At 41.5% G+C, this 14,052-nt stretch carries 15 protein-coding genes and 1 riboswitch; of the genes, 13 read left to right on the plus strand and 2 right to left on the minus strand.

Translation table 11 applies throughout. The features are described from left to right. Positions 1-68 precede the first annotated feature (68 nt). The 3 genes from AC58PQ_RS27080 to AC58PQ_RS27090 all read left to right on the plus strand — a co-directional run bounded on the left by AC58PQ_RS27080 (position 69) and on the right by AC58PQ_RS27090 (position 2,667). Positions 69-923: a LysM peptidoglycan-binding domain-containing protein gene (locus AC58PQ_RS27080; RefSeq protein WP_497247086.1), complete on the plus strand. Its 855-nt coding sequence runs from the start codon at positions 69-71 to the stop codon at positions 921-923. Between the two features lie 27 nt (positions 924-950). Beyond that, positions 951-2,255, plus strand: a complete 1,305-nt coding sequence (locus AC58PQ_RS27085; protein ID WP_497247088.1) for a LysM peptidoglycan-binding domain-containing protein — start codon at positions 951-953, stop codon at positions 2,253-2,255. A gap of 202 nt (positions 2,256-2,457) precedes the next feature. Then, on the plus strand, positions 2,458-2,667 hold the full coding sequence (locus AC58PQ_RS27090; protein WP_497247090.1) for a hypothetical protein: 210 nt from the start codon (positions 2,458-2,460) through the stop codon (positions 2,665-2,667). Between the two features lie 83 nt (positions 2,668-2,750). On the opposite strand, the gene AC58PQ_RS27095 is transcribed toward AC58PQ_RS27090, so the two are convergent. Further along, entirely contained in the window at positions 2,751-3,488 is a 738-nt protein-coding gene (locus tag AC58PQ_RS27095; RefSeq protein ID WP_497247092.1) for a VanZ family protein, read from the minus strand. Then, entirely contained in the window at positions 3,485-3,811 is a 327-nt protein-coding gene (locus AC58PQ_RS27100; RefSeq protein ID WP_497247094.1) for a PadR family transcriptional regulator, read from the minus strand. Before AC58PQ_RS27100 ends, AC58PQ_RS27095 begins: the two co-directional genes overlap by 4 nt. A 243-nt stretch (positions 3,812-4,054) precedes the next feature. Between AC58PQ_RS27100 and AC58PQ_RS27105 the strand changes: the two genes are divergently transcribed. The 10 genes from AC58PQ_RS27105 to AC58PQ_RS27150 all read left to right on the plus strand — a co-directional run bounded on the left by AC58PQ_RS27105 (position 4,055) and on the right by AC58PQ_RS27150 (position 13,364). Further along, positions 4,055-4,537: a hypothetical protein gene (locus AC58PQ_RS27105; protein WP_497247096.1), complete on the plus strand. Its 483-nt coding sequence runs from the start codon at positions 4,055-4,057 to the stop codon at positions 4,535-4,537. Positions 4,538-4,888: 351 nt separating this feature from the next. Beyond that, the gene (locus tag AC58PQ_RS27110) at positions 4,889-6,361 is read left to right on the plus strand and encodes a spore germination protein (RefSeq protein ID WP_497247098.1); all 1,473 of its coding nucleotides are present in this window, start codon (positions 4,889-4,891) and stop codon (positions 6,359-6,361) included. A 34-nt stretch (positions 6,362-6,395) separates the two neighbouring features. Further along, the gene (locus tag AC58PQ_RS27115; RefSeq protein WP_497247100.1) at positions 6,396-7,565 is read left to right on the plus strand and encodes a Ger(x)C family spore germination protein; all 1,170 of its coding nucleotides are present in this window, start codon (positions 6,396-6,398) and stop codon (positions 7,563-7,565) included. An 11-nt stretch (positions 7,566-7,576) separates the two neighbouring features. After that, positions 7,577-7,792 (plus strand): hypothetical protein, encoded by a 216-nt coding sequence (locus tag AC58PQ_RS27120; RefSeq protein WP_497247102.1) that lies wholly within the window; start codon positions 7,577-7,579, stop codon positions 7,790-7,792. A 29-nt stretch (positions 7,793-7,821) separates the two neighbouring features. Further along, positions 7,822-8,916, plus strand: a complete 1,095-nt coding sequence (locus tag AC58PQ_RS27125) for a GerAB/ArcD/ProY family transporter (RefSeq protein ID WP_497247104.1) — start codon at positions 7,822-7,824, stop codon at positions 8,914-8,916. A 446-nt stretch (positions 8,917-9,362) separates the two neighbouring features. Continuing rightward, entirely contained in the window at positions 9,363-10,067 is a 705-nt protein-coding gene (locus tag AC58PQ_RS27130; protein WP_497247118.1) for an AraC family transcriptional regulator, read from the plus strand. 146 nt (positions 10,068-10,213) lie between these two features. After that, positions 10,214-10,378, plus strand: a riboswitch (cyclic di-AMP (ydaO/yuaA leader). Positions 10,379-10,491: 113 nt separating this feature from the next. Beyond that, on the plus strand, positions 10,492-11,376 hold the full coding sequence (locus AC58PQ_RS27135) for an ABC transporter ATP-binding protein (RefSeq protein ID WP_497247106.1): 885 nt from the start codon (positions 10,492-10,494) through the stop codon (positions 11,374-11,376). A gap of 5 nt (positions 11,377-11,381) precedes the next feature. Beyond that, on the plus strand, positions 11,382-12,179 hold the full coding sequence (locus AC58PQ_RS27140) for an ABC transporter permease subunit (protein WP_497247108.1): 798 nt from the start codon (positions 11,382-11,384) through the stop codon (positions 12,177-12,179). 25 nt (positions 12,180-12,204) lie between these two features. After that, complete coding sequence (locus tag AC58PQ_RS27145) at positions 12,205-12,993, plus strand: DUF2705 family protein (RefSeq protein WP_497247110.1); 789 nt, start codon at positions 12,205-12,207, stop codon at positions 12,991-12,993. A 14-nt stretch (positions 12,994-13,007) separates the two neighbouring features. Further along, positions 13,008-13,364: a VOC family protein gene (locus AC58PQ_RS27150; RefSeq protein ID WP_497247112.1), complete on the plus strand. Its 357-nt coding sequence runs from the start codon at positions 13,008-13,010 to the stop codon at positions 13,362-13,364. The last annotated feature ends 688 nt before the right edge of the window (positions 13,365-14,052 follow it).

The following is a 14,052-nucleotide window of genomic DNA, read 5'->3' on the forward strand; positions in this document are numbered from 1 at the left end:
AGTATATCCATTTGAAAGTTATATTTTCTATATAAATTACTATATATGGAAAAGGAGGTGAATGAACCATGTTTTATACAGTAAAAGAAGGGGAATCTTTTCATCAGATCTGCCACAGATTCCAAGTTAAACAAGAGGAGCTAATGGCTGCAAACCAAATGCTAGCTCCTACGGTAACTCCAGGTCGCTCACTTTTCATCCCGTTCCATTCAGTAAAAGAGAGCCATAATACGGAGGCAGGTGAGGTAGAACTGAACGAAAGCGATGATTGGCGGCAAGTCCCAAGTCCCCAAGAAACAAAACCGCTAGAAGGTAATTGGCCAAGTAAGCCAGACTGGAAGAAAGGTCATAAAATTGCCGTATTTAAAGCGAAAGATATAGGGAAAGAGATACCCATATACAATTCAAGAGCGGCATACTTCTTTATGAGCAAAATGGCAGTAGAAACAACGGGGTGCTATTCAATTTGCGACCACTCGGTCCGCCCATGTGGCAAATGTTTTAAGAGTGAATCGACTCCCTTCTATGTCATGCCTCATAATACAAACTGGGTAAGTCTTGGAGACTACGGAGTGGTCATCAATACAAGGACTAAAAAAGCCTCATATGCAATTTGCGCAGATTGGGGCCCAACACATGAGTCCATCTCACTTGCAGAGGGTACGAGGTTTGCAGGTAAAATAGGCGAAGGATCCATTCATCTTGGTAAGCAGCTCGCTATTAAAGACATTGCGCCAAACCCAACCCAAGCGTTCGAGCCTTTTGGGATGATATATATCATCTTTCCCGGTTCCGCTAACGGTGTTAGAACGATTAAGAGTGTGGAGGAAATAAACAAAGATGCACATCACGCTTTTAGTAAATGGGGTGGTTGGGACCAGGTCAAGTTCGTGCTGAAAGAACACTATAATATCATGATTTAGCGCTGTTTTGATAAAGGAGGAAGGCAGATGTGGTATATCGTCCAACCAAGAGATTCCGTATCGCTGATTTCTCAAAGATTTGCCGTGCCGTTACAGTCACTAGTGAAGGCAAATTCGATATCCAATGGTGTGATCTATATTGGTCAGCAGCTTTTTATCCCCTTAGATTCAAGGGCCACTGTGTCCTATATTGTGAAGGCCGGGGATACATTAGACTCCATAGCACAACAATTCAATACGACCAAGCAAGCGATCATGCAGCTGAATCAATTGACGGATGATCTTATCGTTCCAGGAAAGAAATTGGAAATTGAAAATCGGAACAATAATAATACGATACCATACGATAACCTGCCCGAGACTGGCTCATCAGTTCAAAACCCGCCAATTGACAATACAATGAGACCCGTTCAAAAATATGTCGTGGACATTGGAGATTCTCTAGATTCCATTGCCGATAAATTCAGCACGACCAAACAAGCCATTATGCAGGAAAATAAACTGGCTAGTGAGGAAATAAAAAAAGGAATGACCCTGACTATAAATACAAGAGCAAGTAACACACAGCATCCTGTTGATCAGAGACCTTCATCCCCGCCTACGATCTCTCCTTATAAAGTATTGTTTACGTCTCTTCTCGATGACGGCTTGAAAGCAACTATTAAAGTTTGGAAAGCAGTTAGTAAAAAAGAGCCGAATGCCTTTTTTTTTGTTAGTAAACTGGACGTGGTTGCTGCGGGTACCCCCAAAGCCTTTCATCAGAATAGCGAACTGGCCTATGAATTTTTGAAAAAAGCGGGTATTGAGGGATATTGGTGGGGTCTGGTAACGGACTCATCGGGAACTCCAATCGTGCAGGGGGCGAATGATCCTGCCCCAGGCTACTATATCTCCAAGACTGCACTATCGGATTGCAGGAAGCATGTTAATGACCAAACGAGATATTTGGATGCCACTGTAATCCCCTATATAGCACTTCCTGCACGCCATTTGATGGAAGCTAAGATTGGGGATTTGTGCTTAGTCATTAATACATTGAATAAAAAAATCTGCTACGCCATTGTAGGTGACGTTGAACCGGATGATTCTATAGGAATCGGTTCCATCGCGCTTGCCGAGAACCTTGGAATTCCCTCGAGTCCTAAAACAGGAGGGGTTGAGGACGGAATTTTATATATCATCTTTGCACAGAGCGGAGATAACGCATGTACACACAAAACGCCTCATCAGATTACAGAACAGGGTGAAAAGTTATTTGAACATTGGGGGGGAATGAAACAGGTTGAAACCCTGTTTGATAAATTTCCACTTAGCTATAAAACCATCGGTTAGTTCAATCGGTTAATTTCCTTTTATAAATATGAAGGAGTAACCTCAACGGTTGATTAACTCCTCCGGAGCCTGTTACGGTCTTTGCAAATCTTACGGGGATTGTTATTGTGTTGATCATTAAAAGCACCCGAAGGTAACTTGGAAAAACACTTACGAGGCAGGTACAGACCGAGTATACAATTCTTTTGTAGAACATTGCGAATTGAGAGAGAAGCTGAGAAACCTCGAAGCTGGCGCCAAGGAATTGATTCTTGTAGAGGATTCGGAGAAGGGGATTCAGCAGATCCGGACACTCCGTGTCATGACCGATCAATTCATGCAGGAGCTGGAACATCATGCAGAGTGGGAAGAGCAGCTTGTTTTCCCTTTAACCGAGCGTGTGTTAAACGATTTGGAGCACTTTTTTTCATAGAAGATCGTTATAAATAAAGCGCTATAGTTTCGGTTCACGCTCTAGCAGGCGTGTCCGAAACTATAGCGCTTTTCTTGCCGCTATCAAACTTTGATTTTTCCTAATCGTGGTACCTTTATTTTTCTTATAGAAGAGTAAACTGACCATCCAGAAACTGAACCGAGTACATATAATAAGATATCATTCACATTTAAGACACCAGTATTTGTAATGAATTGAATCAATTCAATGGATCCCCCCACTACCAAAGAATAAAGCATGACTTTCCTCCAGGTATTGACCTTAAATAAAATCGGAAGAAGAAAACCTAAAGGAATGAATAGCAAAGCAACACCCAGTGCCGTTGTGAAAAAGGTGATGTCGAAGGCATTTCTACGCGCAACCCAAAATATAGATTTAATGATTTCGTGGTCTATGTTTTTAAACGGTATCACGTTATATCCTGAATAAATCCCCCAATCAAGCCTTAAAGTAACTCCTCTATCTGCATTGTTGATATACGATAAATTATCGAATTTGCCTATAAATAGAGCCATGGATACGAACCATACGTAGATAACAAAAAATAACCATTGCGTTACCTTCATGATTTTTTTAAAAGGATTTAATGCTTGATCTAAATTTTTGTGTAATAATTTGTACTCTCCAAAGTCAAAAACAGCACATTTTTCAGAAATATCCGCTGGCATTCCTTTCTCTATGTATTCTTTCTTTAATAGCATCAAATGGTCTTGAAACTCTTCAATAAGTTCTTCTTTTGTCCTTGTATTACAATCAAGATTGGAAGATAGTTGTTGTAAATAACGTTGGATATGACTCATAGTGCTCCCTCCGTAACATTTAATATCATCATATGAAGCGCATTCCATTGTCTTAGCTTCCGAGCAAGTTCGGTTTTGCCGCTTTCCGCAATGCGGTAATACTTTCTTCTGCCCCCATCATTTGATTCTCCCCAATACGATTCCACAAAAGCCTTATTCTCCAAACGCCTTAAAGCGGGGTATAACGTTCCTTCGCTCATATCATAAAAGTTGTTGCTTCTTTGTTTTAAATTTTTAACGATTTCGTATCCATAAGAATCGCCTCTGTTTAATTCTGCTAACAGCAAAATATCAATACTGCCTTTCATCATTTCCTTGTCCATGGCACTCACCTCCAGTTAGTCGGTTTAATTGTATTGCATGGTACATCGTATTGCAAGGTACAGTGTTAAACTATCCCGTTGTTTTCCTGCTACAGTCAATTCGATACGCGCATGAGCAACTTTTTAAAGCTTATAGGTGTCTGATGATTGTATTGAAAATTATGGGAGATGGTTGTTGTAGTAGCATTATCATAGTAGGAGGACTACAATATAAAAATTTTATTAACAGTAGCATTTGCAACGTTGTTATTAATAGGAGTAGCTGGAACTACTTACTACAATTCTAACCAAAGTAAAATGGAAATACACAGCATTATACCTGAGAAAAAACTTACACAACTAACAGGTGAATCTGATTTAATTGTGGTTGGCATCGTGGAAGAACAACTGCCTTCTAAATGGAGTAATCCAAACGGTATTAAAGGTAAAGATGCGCGGAATATCATACAATCTGATGTTGTTATAAAAATAGAAGACACCATAAAAGGCGTTCCTTACGATTCCAATCATATACGTGTTCGTATAGATAAAGGAACAATTGATGAAACAAAGGTAATTTCAGATGCTGATCCTGATTTTACTAAGGGAGAAAAAACAGTGCTATTTTTAAGTAGGGATGATTCTGATGTAGCAGATGGAAATGATAATTACTATGTGTTAACAGGAATGATTCAAGGGAAATTTAAAGATAAAGGTAATTCATCTGATTTTACAAATGACAGATAAGGTTTAAACATTGAGAAGTTTAAATCTGAAAAAAATGAGATTTTGGAAAAATACAAGAAACTTCCGAAACAAGAGATTGCTGAGTGATTCATGACGAAAAAAATCACCTATTCAATATGATAGGTGATTTTTTCATTTAAAGTAACCCTATTACCATGAAAGTGAAAGTCAGGTTTGATTACTATCAAAACTGGAAATAATTAGTTTAAGAATATTTCTCTGAAGGAGATTTACCCTAGTGTCAAAATTCGATCTTATCAGTCACCTACTAAAAAAAAAACGAAACTAACTGAAAATCTCGGACAGCAGCCACATAGCAATAATCCATTTCAACAAGAGATGTATCCAAATTTGGAGCAAAATCTGAACGTATTTCACTCAATTTATGCCAATTGTTCGGATGTAATATTCCGTTCTTTTGTCATTGGGGAGAGAACGAAAGCACTTTTCATATATATAGAAGGGTTATCCGATTCGGAAGGAATTGAGAAGTATGTGTATTCTCCTCTCTTACGGGAGGGAGTAGTCGAAAGCTGCGATATTCTAAGTAACATTGAGAATAAGCTAACAGTCACTCAAGTGAAACAATTTAACACCTTTTTAAAAGGTATCGAGTATCTTTCAAACGGCTATCCAATCCTTTTGCTGGATAATGAGGCGAGGGGCCTTGCATTAGGGTTAACCAAATGGGAGAAACGTGCTATCGAAGAACCTTCAGCAGAATCGGGGATTAGAGGGCCGCGAGAAGGATTTACTGAAACCCTTCGAATCAATACATCCCAACTACGTCGTATCATCAAGAGTCCCCATTTGAAAATAGAAACAATCGTTATCGGGGAATATACTCAAACAAATATAGCGATTGCTTATATCGACGGGATCGTGGATATAAACTTGGTAGAACAAATAAAGAATCGGCTTCAGAACATAAAAATAGATGGAATTCTGGAGAGCGGATATATTGAGGAAATGATTGTGCAATTCCCCTTTACTCCTTTTCCGCTAGTACTTAACACAGAACGTCCTGATGTAACATGCGGCAATTTGTTGGAAGGAAGGATAGCTATCCTAACGGAGGGTACTCCTTTCGTATTAATAGTTCCTATTACCTTTGCATCCTTAATGCAGAGTCAAGAGGATTATTATCAGGGTTTTTTGATCTCTACTTTCACGCGTTGGCTGCGATACATTTTTACCGCTATCTCTCTTTTGCTTCCGTCGCTGTATGTTGCGATTCTAACTTTTCATCAAGAAATGCTCCCGGGTTCTCTGCTCTTCAGTATGGCAAGTTCAAGGGAGGACATACCCTTTCCGGCTATGATTGAAGTATTAATCATGGAGGTTTTCTTTGAAGCACTTCGTGAGGCAGGAGTACGATTACCGAAACAAATTGGCGCTGCCGTCAGCATTGTTGGTGCGCTCGTAATCGGAGAATCGGCCGTACAGGCTGGTCTCATATCAGCGCCGATTGTGATCGTGGTTGCACTTGGAGGCATCTCATCCTTAATGATTCCTAGATATAACATCGGGATTGCCATACGGATTCTGCGGTTTCCTATGATATTGCTCGCGGGATCGCTAGGGCTGATTGGTATAATGATGGGTGTGATCGCCATTGTTCTTCATCTATGCCACATACACTCCTTCGGCGTTCCTTATCTCTCCTCGATGAATGCCCCTAGAATGCGGGAACTGAGAGACGTCATTATTAGGTCTCCTTTGTGGATGATGGATGAACGTCCTCATCTCACGGGGGGGGATAATAATTATCGTCAGGATCCCAACCAAAAGCCGAAACCAAGAAGGGAAGATAAGGGACACTGAATGGTGAAAAGCAAAAAAAAGGAAGACAGATCTAATGAAAACAATTCTGAACTTAATTATTTTACTCCTCACTTGTTTTTTGATTAGCGGTTGCTGGGACCGAACGGAACTTAACGATTTGGCTTTAGTGTCAGCGATCGCATTCGATAATACGGAAAATAATCAAATTCGAATAACTGCACAAATCTTTATTCCAAAGAGTAGTAAATCTGCTTCCTCTGGTAGTGGTGGCGGTGGAGCGCAAACATTCACACGTATGCAAGTTGGAGAAAATACGGCGGATGCTCTGTCTAAACTTCAAGGGAAAATTTCTCGGAAATTATTTTGGGGACAATGCAAGGTATTCATATTCGGAGAAACCCTCGCAGAGAAAGGTATCCGGGAACAATTCGACTTTTTACTTCGCCACCCCCAACCAAGAGAACGTGCCTTTATGTTTGTCAGTAAAGGAAATGCATCAGATGCACTGATGGTAGTTCCTACTCTTGAACGCAACTCGGCTGATTCGCTGAGAGAATTAGCCCAAAATAAGAAAGCGTTTGGTGTGACGATGGAGCAATTAAGTATTATGTTACGTGGAGTTTCCAACTCAGCCGTCATTCCGATGATCGAAATTCTACCGCCAGAAGAAACGACGAAGTCAGTTGAAACCAAAACGATTCCTTATATAAACGGAACCGCCATTTTAAAGGAAGATAAAATGGTTGCGAAAATCTCGATGAAAGTGACCCGGGGTGTTATGTGGATCAAGAATGAAGTTGAGGATTACACAAGTACCTTTGAACTTGATGAAGTAAAGGGAACGGTGTCTTTAAATCCGATTAAAGCAAGCGTAAAGCTGATTCCCAAAATTGAAGGGAATCATTGGATAATAAACATGAGAGTGAAGACAGAAGGAAACATCGTTCAAAACAGTACCCCGCTGGATATTATGAAACCAGAATCATTAAACATGCTAGAACAGGCATTCGCGAATGATGTCAGGCAACGAATTCAGCTTGCACTACAAGAAGTGCAGCACAAGATTAAGGTGGACATATTTGACTTCGCCATGGAATTTCGGAAGAAATATCCTGAGGAATGGGAAAAAGTGAAGAACCAATGGGAAGATGTGTTTCCAGAGGTTGAAGTTCGTATTGAAGTTGAAGCATCAATATCGAAACCTGGCCTTACTAATTTCTCGGTGGAAGAACCCAATGAATAGAGGAGAGATAAATGAATTGGACTTTTTGGGCGGCTACTGCAGCAGTGATTCTGATCTCATATTTAGAATGGCCGAAATTGAAACAAAAACCAATTCGGGATAAAGCTGCATTCATATCGCTGCTTCTTGCGGGTTGGATTATGTTATTTTTCGATCTGCCTCACATTGCTGGTCCCACAGACTTGCTTAAGACCATATATAAACCGCTTTCGGCACTGCTGAAATAGAACAATTGTAACTGGGAGGGGGAAGACTGTTGCTGGATAAAGGAAAAATATCATCATTCCAATTAGCGGTATTACTGTATCCGACCATACTAGCTACTGGCTTTATACTTTTGCCATCCTTTTCGGCACATTATGCCAAAAATGATAATTGGATGACGGGACTATTTACCCTTCTATCCGGCTATTTAACAGTTTATACACTAATTCGGTTACATGAACTGTATCCAAAACAATCCTTCGCTGAGTACAGTGAGCAAATACTTGGGAAAATTCCTGGAAAACTTATAACGATTGTAATGATTTTTCATCTGCTACCTTCAATAGGTATTATCTCTAGGCAATATGCTGAGTTTGTAAAGAGCAACTTTCTGTTCGAGACTCCCCCGCAGTTAATCGTCGCCTTGATGGTATTGCTCGCGGGGCTTGCCGTCCGGGGCGGAGCGGAGATGATTGTAAGGAGCGCAATGATTTTTACTCCCTTCTTTATTTTGCCACTATTCATTCTGCTTTTACTTATCCCTGAAATGCACATAAAATATATATTTCCCATCCTAAGCCATGGAATTACCCCTGTAATCAAAGGAGCGATAGGAATACAGGCGTGGGTAACTCAAGTTTTTTTGATGTCTTTTTTTCTGCCCTGCTTAACAGATCCACAAAAAGGAAAGAAAAAGTTGTTAATTTCACTAAGTACTGTCGTTTTTAGTATGGTATTTATCAACCTGATTATCTTACTTTTGTTAGGGCCGGATGTGGACAATAAAGTCTATCCGGTATTGATTGCTTTTCGTTATATCAGCTTTGCCAATTTCTTCGAAAATTTAGAGTCCTTGCTCCTGGCTATGTGGGTAGCTGGAAATTTCTTGAAAATTGCAGTGTATTATTATGCGAGCACCCTTACGATCGCACTATGTTTGAATCTTTCGGATTATCGGCCAATCGTATTTCCGGTTGGATTGCTGGTTGTTGTATTTAGTTTGTGGGGGTTTCCGAATTATTTTAGTATAGGAAGTCATTCAAGATTGGTAGCGCCATTCGATATAACGATAAATATGCTGATTATTCCGCTGCTTCTCCTTATCGTGGCCGGTTTTCGCAGGAAAAAATGGAAATGGTGGGGATAGTAATAAATCGCTACCAAGGATTTTTGAAATCCTTTTTACGATTAATCCCTTATTATTCCAAATAACCCATCATTAATATATTTTTTTGGAAATTTCCTCTAATCAAATTATTCTGCTCTTTAGTCTGCAGAAATAGGGATCGCAAACTGCGCTGCAGCCGGCGATCCCTATTTTAGTAACGCGTTTTTCGCTAGTTCAATGTCAAAATCAACAGTAGGGATTTAACAGAGAGAAGCACTATCGATTTATCGACTCGGTTCTAGGATAGAACCGGAAACCCAACATAAGCAAGGGGCGGAGCTGGCCGCCTCTTTTCCATCCTGTAAGTACTTTCAGTCGATCCCTTCACTGCAAGATGCTCTCTTATCCATTTAATATGTACGTCATTCGCCCTTTAGGCCTCAATTATAGAATCGGAACAGCTGTAGCAAGCCAATTTGCATATCGTGTTAAGCGGTAAAGGCTATGTGAAAGCAAACGGAAAGGAAATCTGCTTGGAAGCAGGGCAGGGTTTTTATTACGGGCCTGGTCTCGAGCAGGAGTATCGAACCGATCCGAAGGAGCCTTGGGAGGTATTCTGGGTCCACCTAGCGGGCGAGGGACTAAGCAGGTTATTGAACGGTCAAGGAACTTCATCCGTATGGTTGTTTACCTCCAGTGATGTGCCGAAGCTCAAACAACGGGCAGGGGGCTTACTTGAATTAGCTTCCCCTAATGATCGGAACGAGGTGCAATTGGCCGTAAAGCTCTATGAACTGCTTGCTGAGCTTGCCGTAAGTGCGGAGACGCTTGGAACAGCAACCATGCTGGATAAGCGTGCGCGGATGAGAGAGGTTGCGGAATATATTCGGGCCCATTGTACGGAGCCGTTGACACTGCTGCAGATGGCCGAGCAGGCAGGCTTCAGCACGTATTATTTTAGTCGAATGTTTCACGAAGTGAAGGGGCGGCCCCCGATGGAAGGGCTGTTTGAATGTCGTCTCGTCGTAGCGAAGCAACTGCTCATGTCGACAGAATGGACGATCAAGCAAGTGGCAGAGAACACAGGGTTTTCGCAGAGCAGTTACTTCATCGCGCGCTTTCGGGAGCACACTGGACAGACTCCGCAGGAGTACCGGCGGTTGTATAACGCAAGGAGTACTAAAATGTAGCAAAGCAGGGGATAATCAACGTCACCTACGAATGAATACGCTTTCATGAGTTGCCAAAGTCAAATAAGCAATAATTAAAGGCGAATCTAAGTTTTACATTCTATAGAGAACGGCGTAAGATTCATTACGACAAGTTGTTTTTTTTCTAAAATATACCACTTAATTCCCAGTAGGGAAACGGGGGAACCAATCGAAGCCGTACAAGCAACACATGGCTTCATGGGGTGAATCCTGATGCGCGCAAGCATTAGGTAGGACGCTCTCAAGTCCGAATCCGACAGCTAACCTCGTAGTGCTTTGAGAGAGAACCGCACACTCGCCTTCTTCTGTGAAGAAGCCCGAGCGTAGAGATTCTCTATGCTTAGGGCTTCTTTTTGCTTGCTAAACTCAATAAATCACAGGGAATTCATAAGGAGGCTACACCATGCATGCCATTGAAATTAATAATCTGACCAAAACCTATGGGAATTCACGAGGCATTACAGATGTTAGTTTTTCGATCGAAGAAGGAGAGATTTTTGGTTTTATTGGGCCGAATGGTGCAGGAAAATCAACCACGATTCGAACGCTGCTGTCTCTGATTTTTCCAACCAGTGGCAGCGCCAAAATTTTCGGGAAAGACTGCATCCAGTTTGCGCCTGAAATTAAGAAAGACATCGGCTATTTACCTTCCGAGGTATTTTATTATGACAACATGAAGGTCATTGACCTACTCAAGTATTCAGCCAGCTTTTACAAGAAGGATTGTACCAAGAGAATAAAAGAACTTGCTGAAATGATGGATCTGGATGTTACGAAGAAAATCGATGATCTATCTCTGGGAAATAAAAAGAAAGTGGGCATCGTTCAAGGGCTACTGCACGATCCTAAGCTCATTATCCTGGATGAACCGACAAGTGGACTGGATCCGCTCATGCAGATGAAGTTTTTCGAATTACTCGAACAACAGAATAAAAGGGGAGCTACGATTCTTTTTTCCTCTCACATATTGAGTGAAGTTCAGAGACTGTGCGATCGAGTTGCGATTATTAAGGAAGGTAGGATTGTGACGGTTGAGAAGATCAGTACGTTAAAAGAAAACAATTTCAAAAGATTTAAAATTGACACAGCGCAAGCGCTCGACCCTCATTTTTTCAAGATGACCGGGGTCAATAACATAGATGTCCATGGCCGGACAACGAGCTTCTTATTTAAAGGTAACATCAATCAAGTAATGAGAAAAATTGCTGAAATTGAAATCGATAATCTGTGGATCGAAGAGCCTGATTTAGAGGAGATTTTTATGCACTACTACGAGAAGGAGGCTTAAAAGGAATGAATATTTTCCTTCATGAATTGAGAGCTTATCGGAAATCCACGATCACGTGGACGTGCTCCTTAATTGCTGTCATCGTCCTATTCTTATCCCTTTTTCCTTCGGTCTCTAAGGATTTTTCTGAATTTTATTCCGTATTAGAAGGGTATCCAGAAGGGGTCAGGAAAGCGCTTGGTATTGAAATCGAGACCTTTGGTACCCTACTTGGATTCTATATGTATATCTTTATGTACATTACGCTTTGCGGAGCCATTCAAGCCATGGTTTTGGGAACGTCGATCGTCTCGAAGGAAGTTCGTGAGAAAACAGCAGACTTTCTTCTTACGAAGCCCGTAACACGTACTAAAATATTGACATCCAAGCTATTAGCGGCTATTGCTTCATTAGTGATTACGTGTGTGATCTATATCGTTGCAGCCTATTTGATGGCGCTTCAAGTAAAAACGGTTGATTTCGATGTGAACATATTTCTATTGATTTCATTCACGTTACTGTTCATCCAGCTCATGTTTCTAGCCATAGGGTTCATCATTTCCGTCGTTTTTTCTAAAATAAAAGCCGTCTTATCCGTCAGTCTGGGTACGGTGTTTGCCTTTTTCGTGATCGGAATGGTCGTTGCCGTAGATGGGGAGGGAGCTAAGCGTTATTTCTCGCCATTTAAATACTTTAACGGGACATACATGCTTGAGCATGCCAGCTATGAGGCACCTTATGTCATTGCAGCTATCGCGATGATCGTGGTTTCGATTGCGGCCGGCTATTTCATCTACACGAAAAAGGATGTTCATGCCGTTTGAATGCGGGTGAGAGGAGGAACAGCCATTGAATATTTTTTGGAGAGAAATGAAAACATTTCGGAAATCGATGATTTTTTGGAGCTTAGGGCTCATTTTTCTAGTAACAAGCGGCATGAACAAGTATCAAGCAACGGCAGCGAATGGACAGATTAATGATCTGATGGCGGAAATGCCGAAATCGCTTCAAGTGATTATGGGTGCAGGCGCTTTGGATTTATCGAAGGCTAGCGGCTATTTCGGTATCCTAGTGCTATATTTCCTTTTGATGGCAACGATACATGCGACTATGCTTGGTGCTAATATCATTGCGAAAGAGGAGCGGGACAAGACGGCGGAGTTTTTATTCGTGAAGCCTTTGTCCAGACATAGAATCATCACTTGGAAGCTGCTAAGCGCTTTAGTGAACATTCTTATTTTTAACCTCGTGTCATGGATTTCGAGTATGTTCATTGTTGGGGCTTACAGCAAAGGTGAGGCCGTGAATGGGGATATCACAATCGTCATGCTGGGTATGTTTATTTTACAGCTGCTCTTTCTGGTCATTGGCACATCCATTGCAGCCGTTTATAAAAACGCCAAAAAGGCAGCCTCGCTTGCAACAGGCATCATGCTCTTTACGTTCATTTTATCGATTGCGATCGACTTTAACGAAAAGCTGGAATTCTTGAAATATGTGACCCCGTTTAAATATTATGAAGCGAAAAATATCATGTATGGCGGTGGATTTGATGCCGTGTATGTCCTCATTTCGGCAGTCGTTATCGCCCTGCTAACGGTTGTCACGTATGTTTCATATAAAAAACGAGATTTGTGAAGGAGTGTCCCAACGTGAGTGTGATATTAAGTAAAGTAGGCGGCATTTTTATTCCCGTAAGTGATATTAGAGAAGCAAGGCAATGGTATTGCTCCATTCTTGGGCTGGAACCTACGTTTGAGATTATTCATGGGCATCTTTGTTGCCTACCATTGGATAATAACGGATTAAATCTCGTGTTAGACAGCAAAATTTACGATGGTGATTCCTATTTTAGAAAGCCTGCCTTCCATTTTAATACGGACGATATACATAAAGCTTACCAATTCATGAAAGACCGTAATGTTGAGCTCGTTACCGATATCGAGCATGGCCATTGGTTTAATTTCAAAGATCCGGATGGAAATATGTTGATGATTTGTAAGTGTTAGAACCCAGCTACAGCGTGCCAGATCAGCTAAACGCGCGGCATTGAAGCTGGAAAATCCAGCTACAGTGTGCCAGATAAGCTAAACGCTCGGCATTGAAGCTGGAAAATCCAGCTACAGCGTGCCAGATCAGCTAGCCACGGGGCATTGAAGCTGGAAAATCCAGCTACAGCGCGTCTGATCAGCTAAACGCTCGGCATTGAAGCTGGAAAATCCAGCTACAGCGTGCCAGATCAGCTAAACGCGCGGCATTGAAGCTGGAAAGTCCAGCTACAGCGTGCCAGATCAGCAAAACGCGCGGCATTGAAGCTGGAAAATCCAGCTACAGCGTGCCAGATCAGCAAAACGCGCGGCATTAAAGCTGGAAAATCCAGCTACAGCGTGTTAGATCAGCTAAACGCGCGGCATTGAAGCTGGAAAATCCAGCTACAGCGTGTTAGATCAGCTAAACGCGCGGCATTGAAGCTGGAAAATCCAGCTACAGCGTGCTAGATCAGCTAAACGCGTGGTGGCTTATGGTACTAGAAACTTATAAAAGAAAGAGAAAAAGCACCCTAATGGAGAGCACTGCAAAACGCAAGCAGAATTTGTAAAAACAGACCCAGTGCCGCATAGGTACTGGGTTTGTTGTATACTGGAAGAAAAGGAAAAGCGGTGCCGAAATTTCATGTTACCTTCTAACAAACAATTA

The sequence above is a fragment of the Paenibacillus sp. J22P143 genome (assembly GCF_059692035.1).

Excerpts from the sequence above, each read along its gene's own strand:
- AC58PQ_RS27115 (WP_497247100.1), top strand. The coding sequence starts at position 6,396 with ATGAAAACAATTCTGAACTTAATTATTTTACTCCTCACTTGTTTTTTG.
- AC58PQ_RS27100 (WP_497247094.1), bottom strand. The coding sequence starts at position 3,811 with ATGGACAAGGAAATGATGAAAGGCAGTATTGATATTTTGCTGTTAGCA.
- AC58PQ_RS27135 (WP_497247106.1), top strand. The coding sequence starts at position 10,492 with ATGCATGCCATTGAAATTAATAATCTGACCAAAACCTATGGGAATTCA.
- AC58PQ_RS27085 (WP_497247088.1), top strand. The coding sequence starts at position 951 with ATGTGGTATATCGTCCAACCAAGAGATTCCGTATCGCTGATTTCTCAA.
- AC58PQ_RS27080 (WP_497247086.1), top strand. The coding sequence starts at position 69 with ATGTTTTATACAGTAAAAGAAGGGGAATCTTTTCATCAGATCTGCCAC.
- AC58PQ_RS27095 (WP_497247092.1), bottom strand. The coding sequence starts at position 3,488 with ATGAGTCATATCCAACGTTATTTACAACAACTATCTTCCAATCTTGAT.
- AC58PQ_RS27120 (WP_497247102.1), top strand. The coding sequence starts at position 7,577 with ATGAATTGGACTTTTTGGGCGGCTACTGCAGCAGTGATTCTGATCTCA.
- AC58PQ_RS27140 (WP_497247108.1), top strand. The coding sequence starts at position 11,382 with ATGAATATTTTCCTTCATGAATTGAGAGCTTATCGGAAATCCACGATC.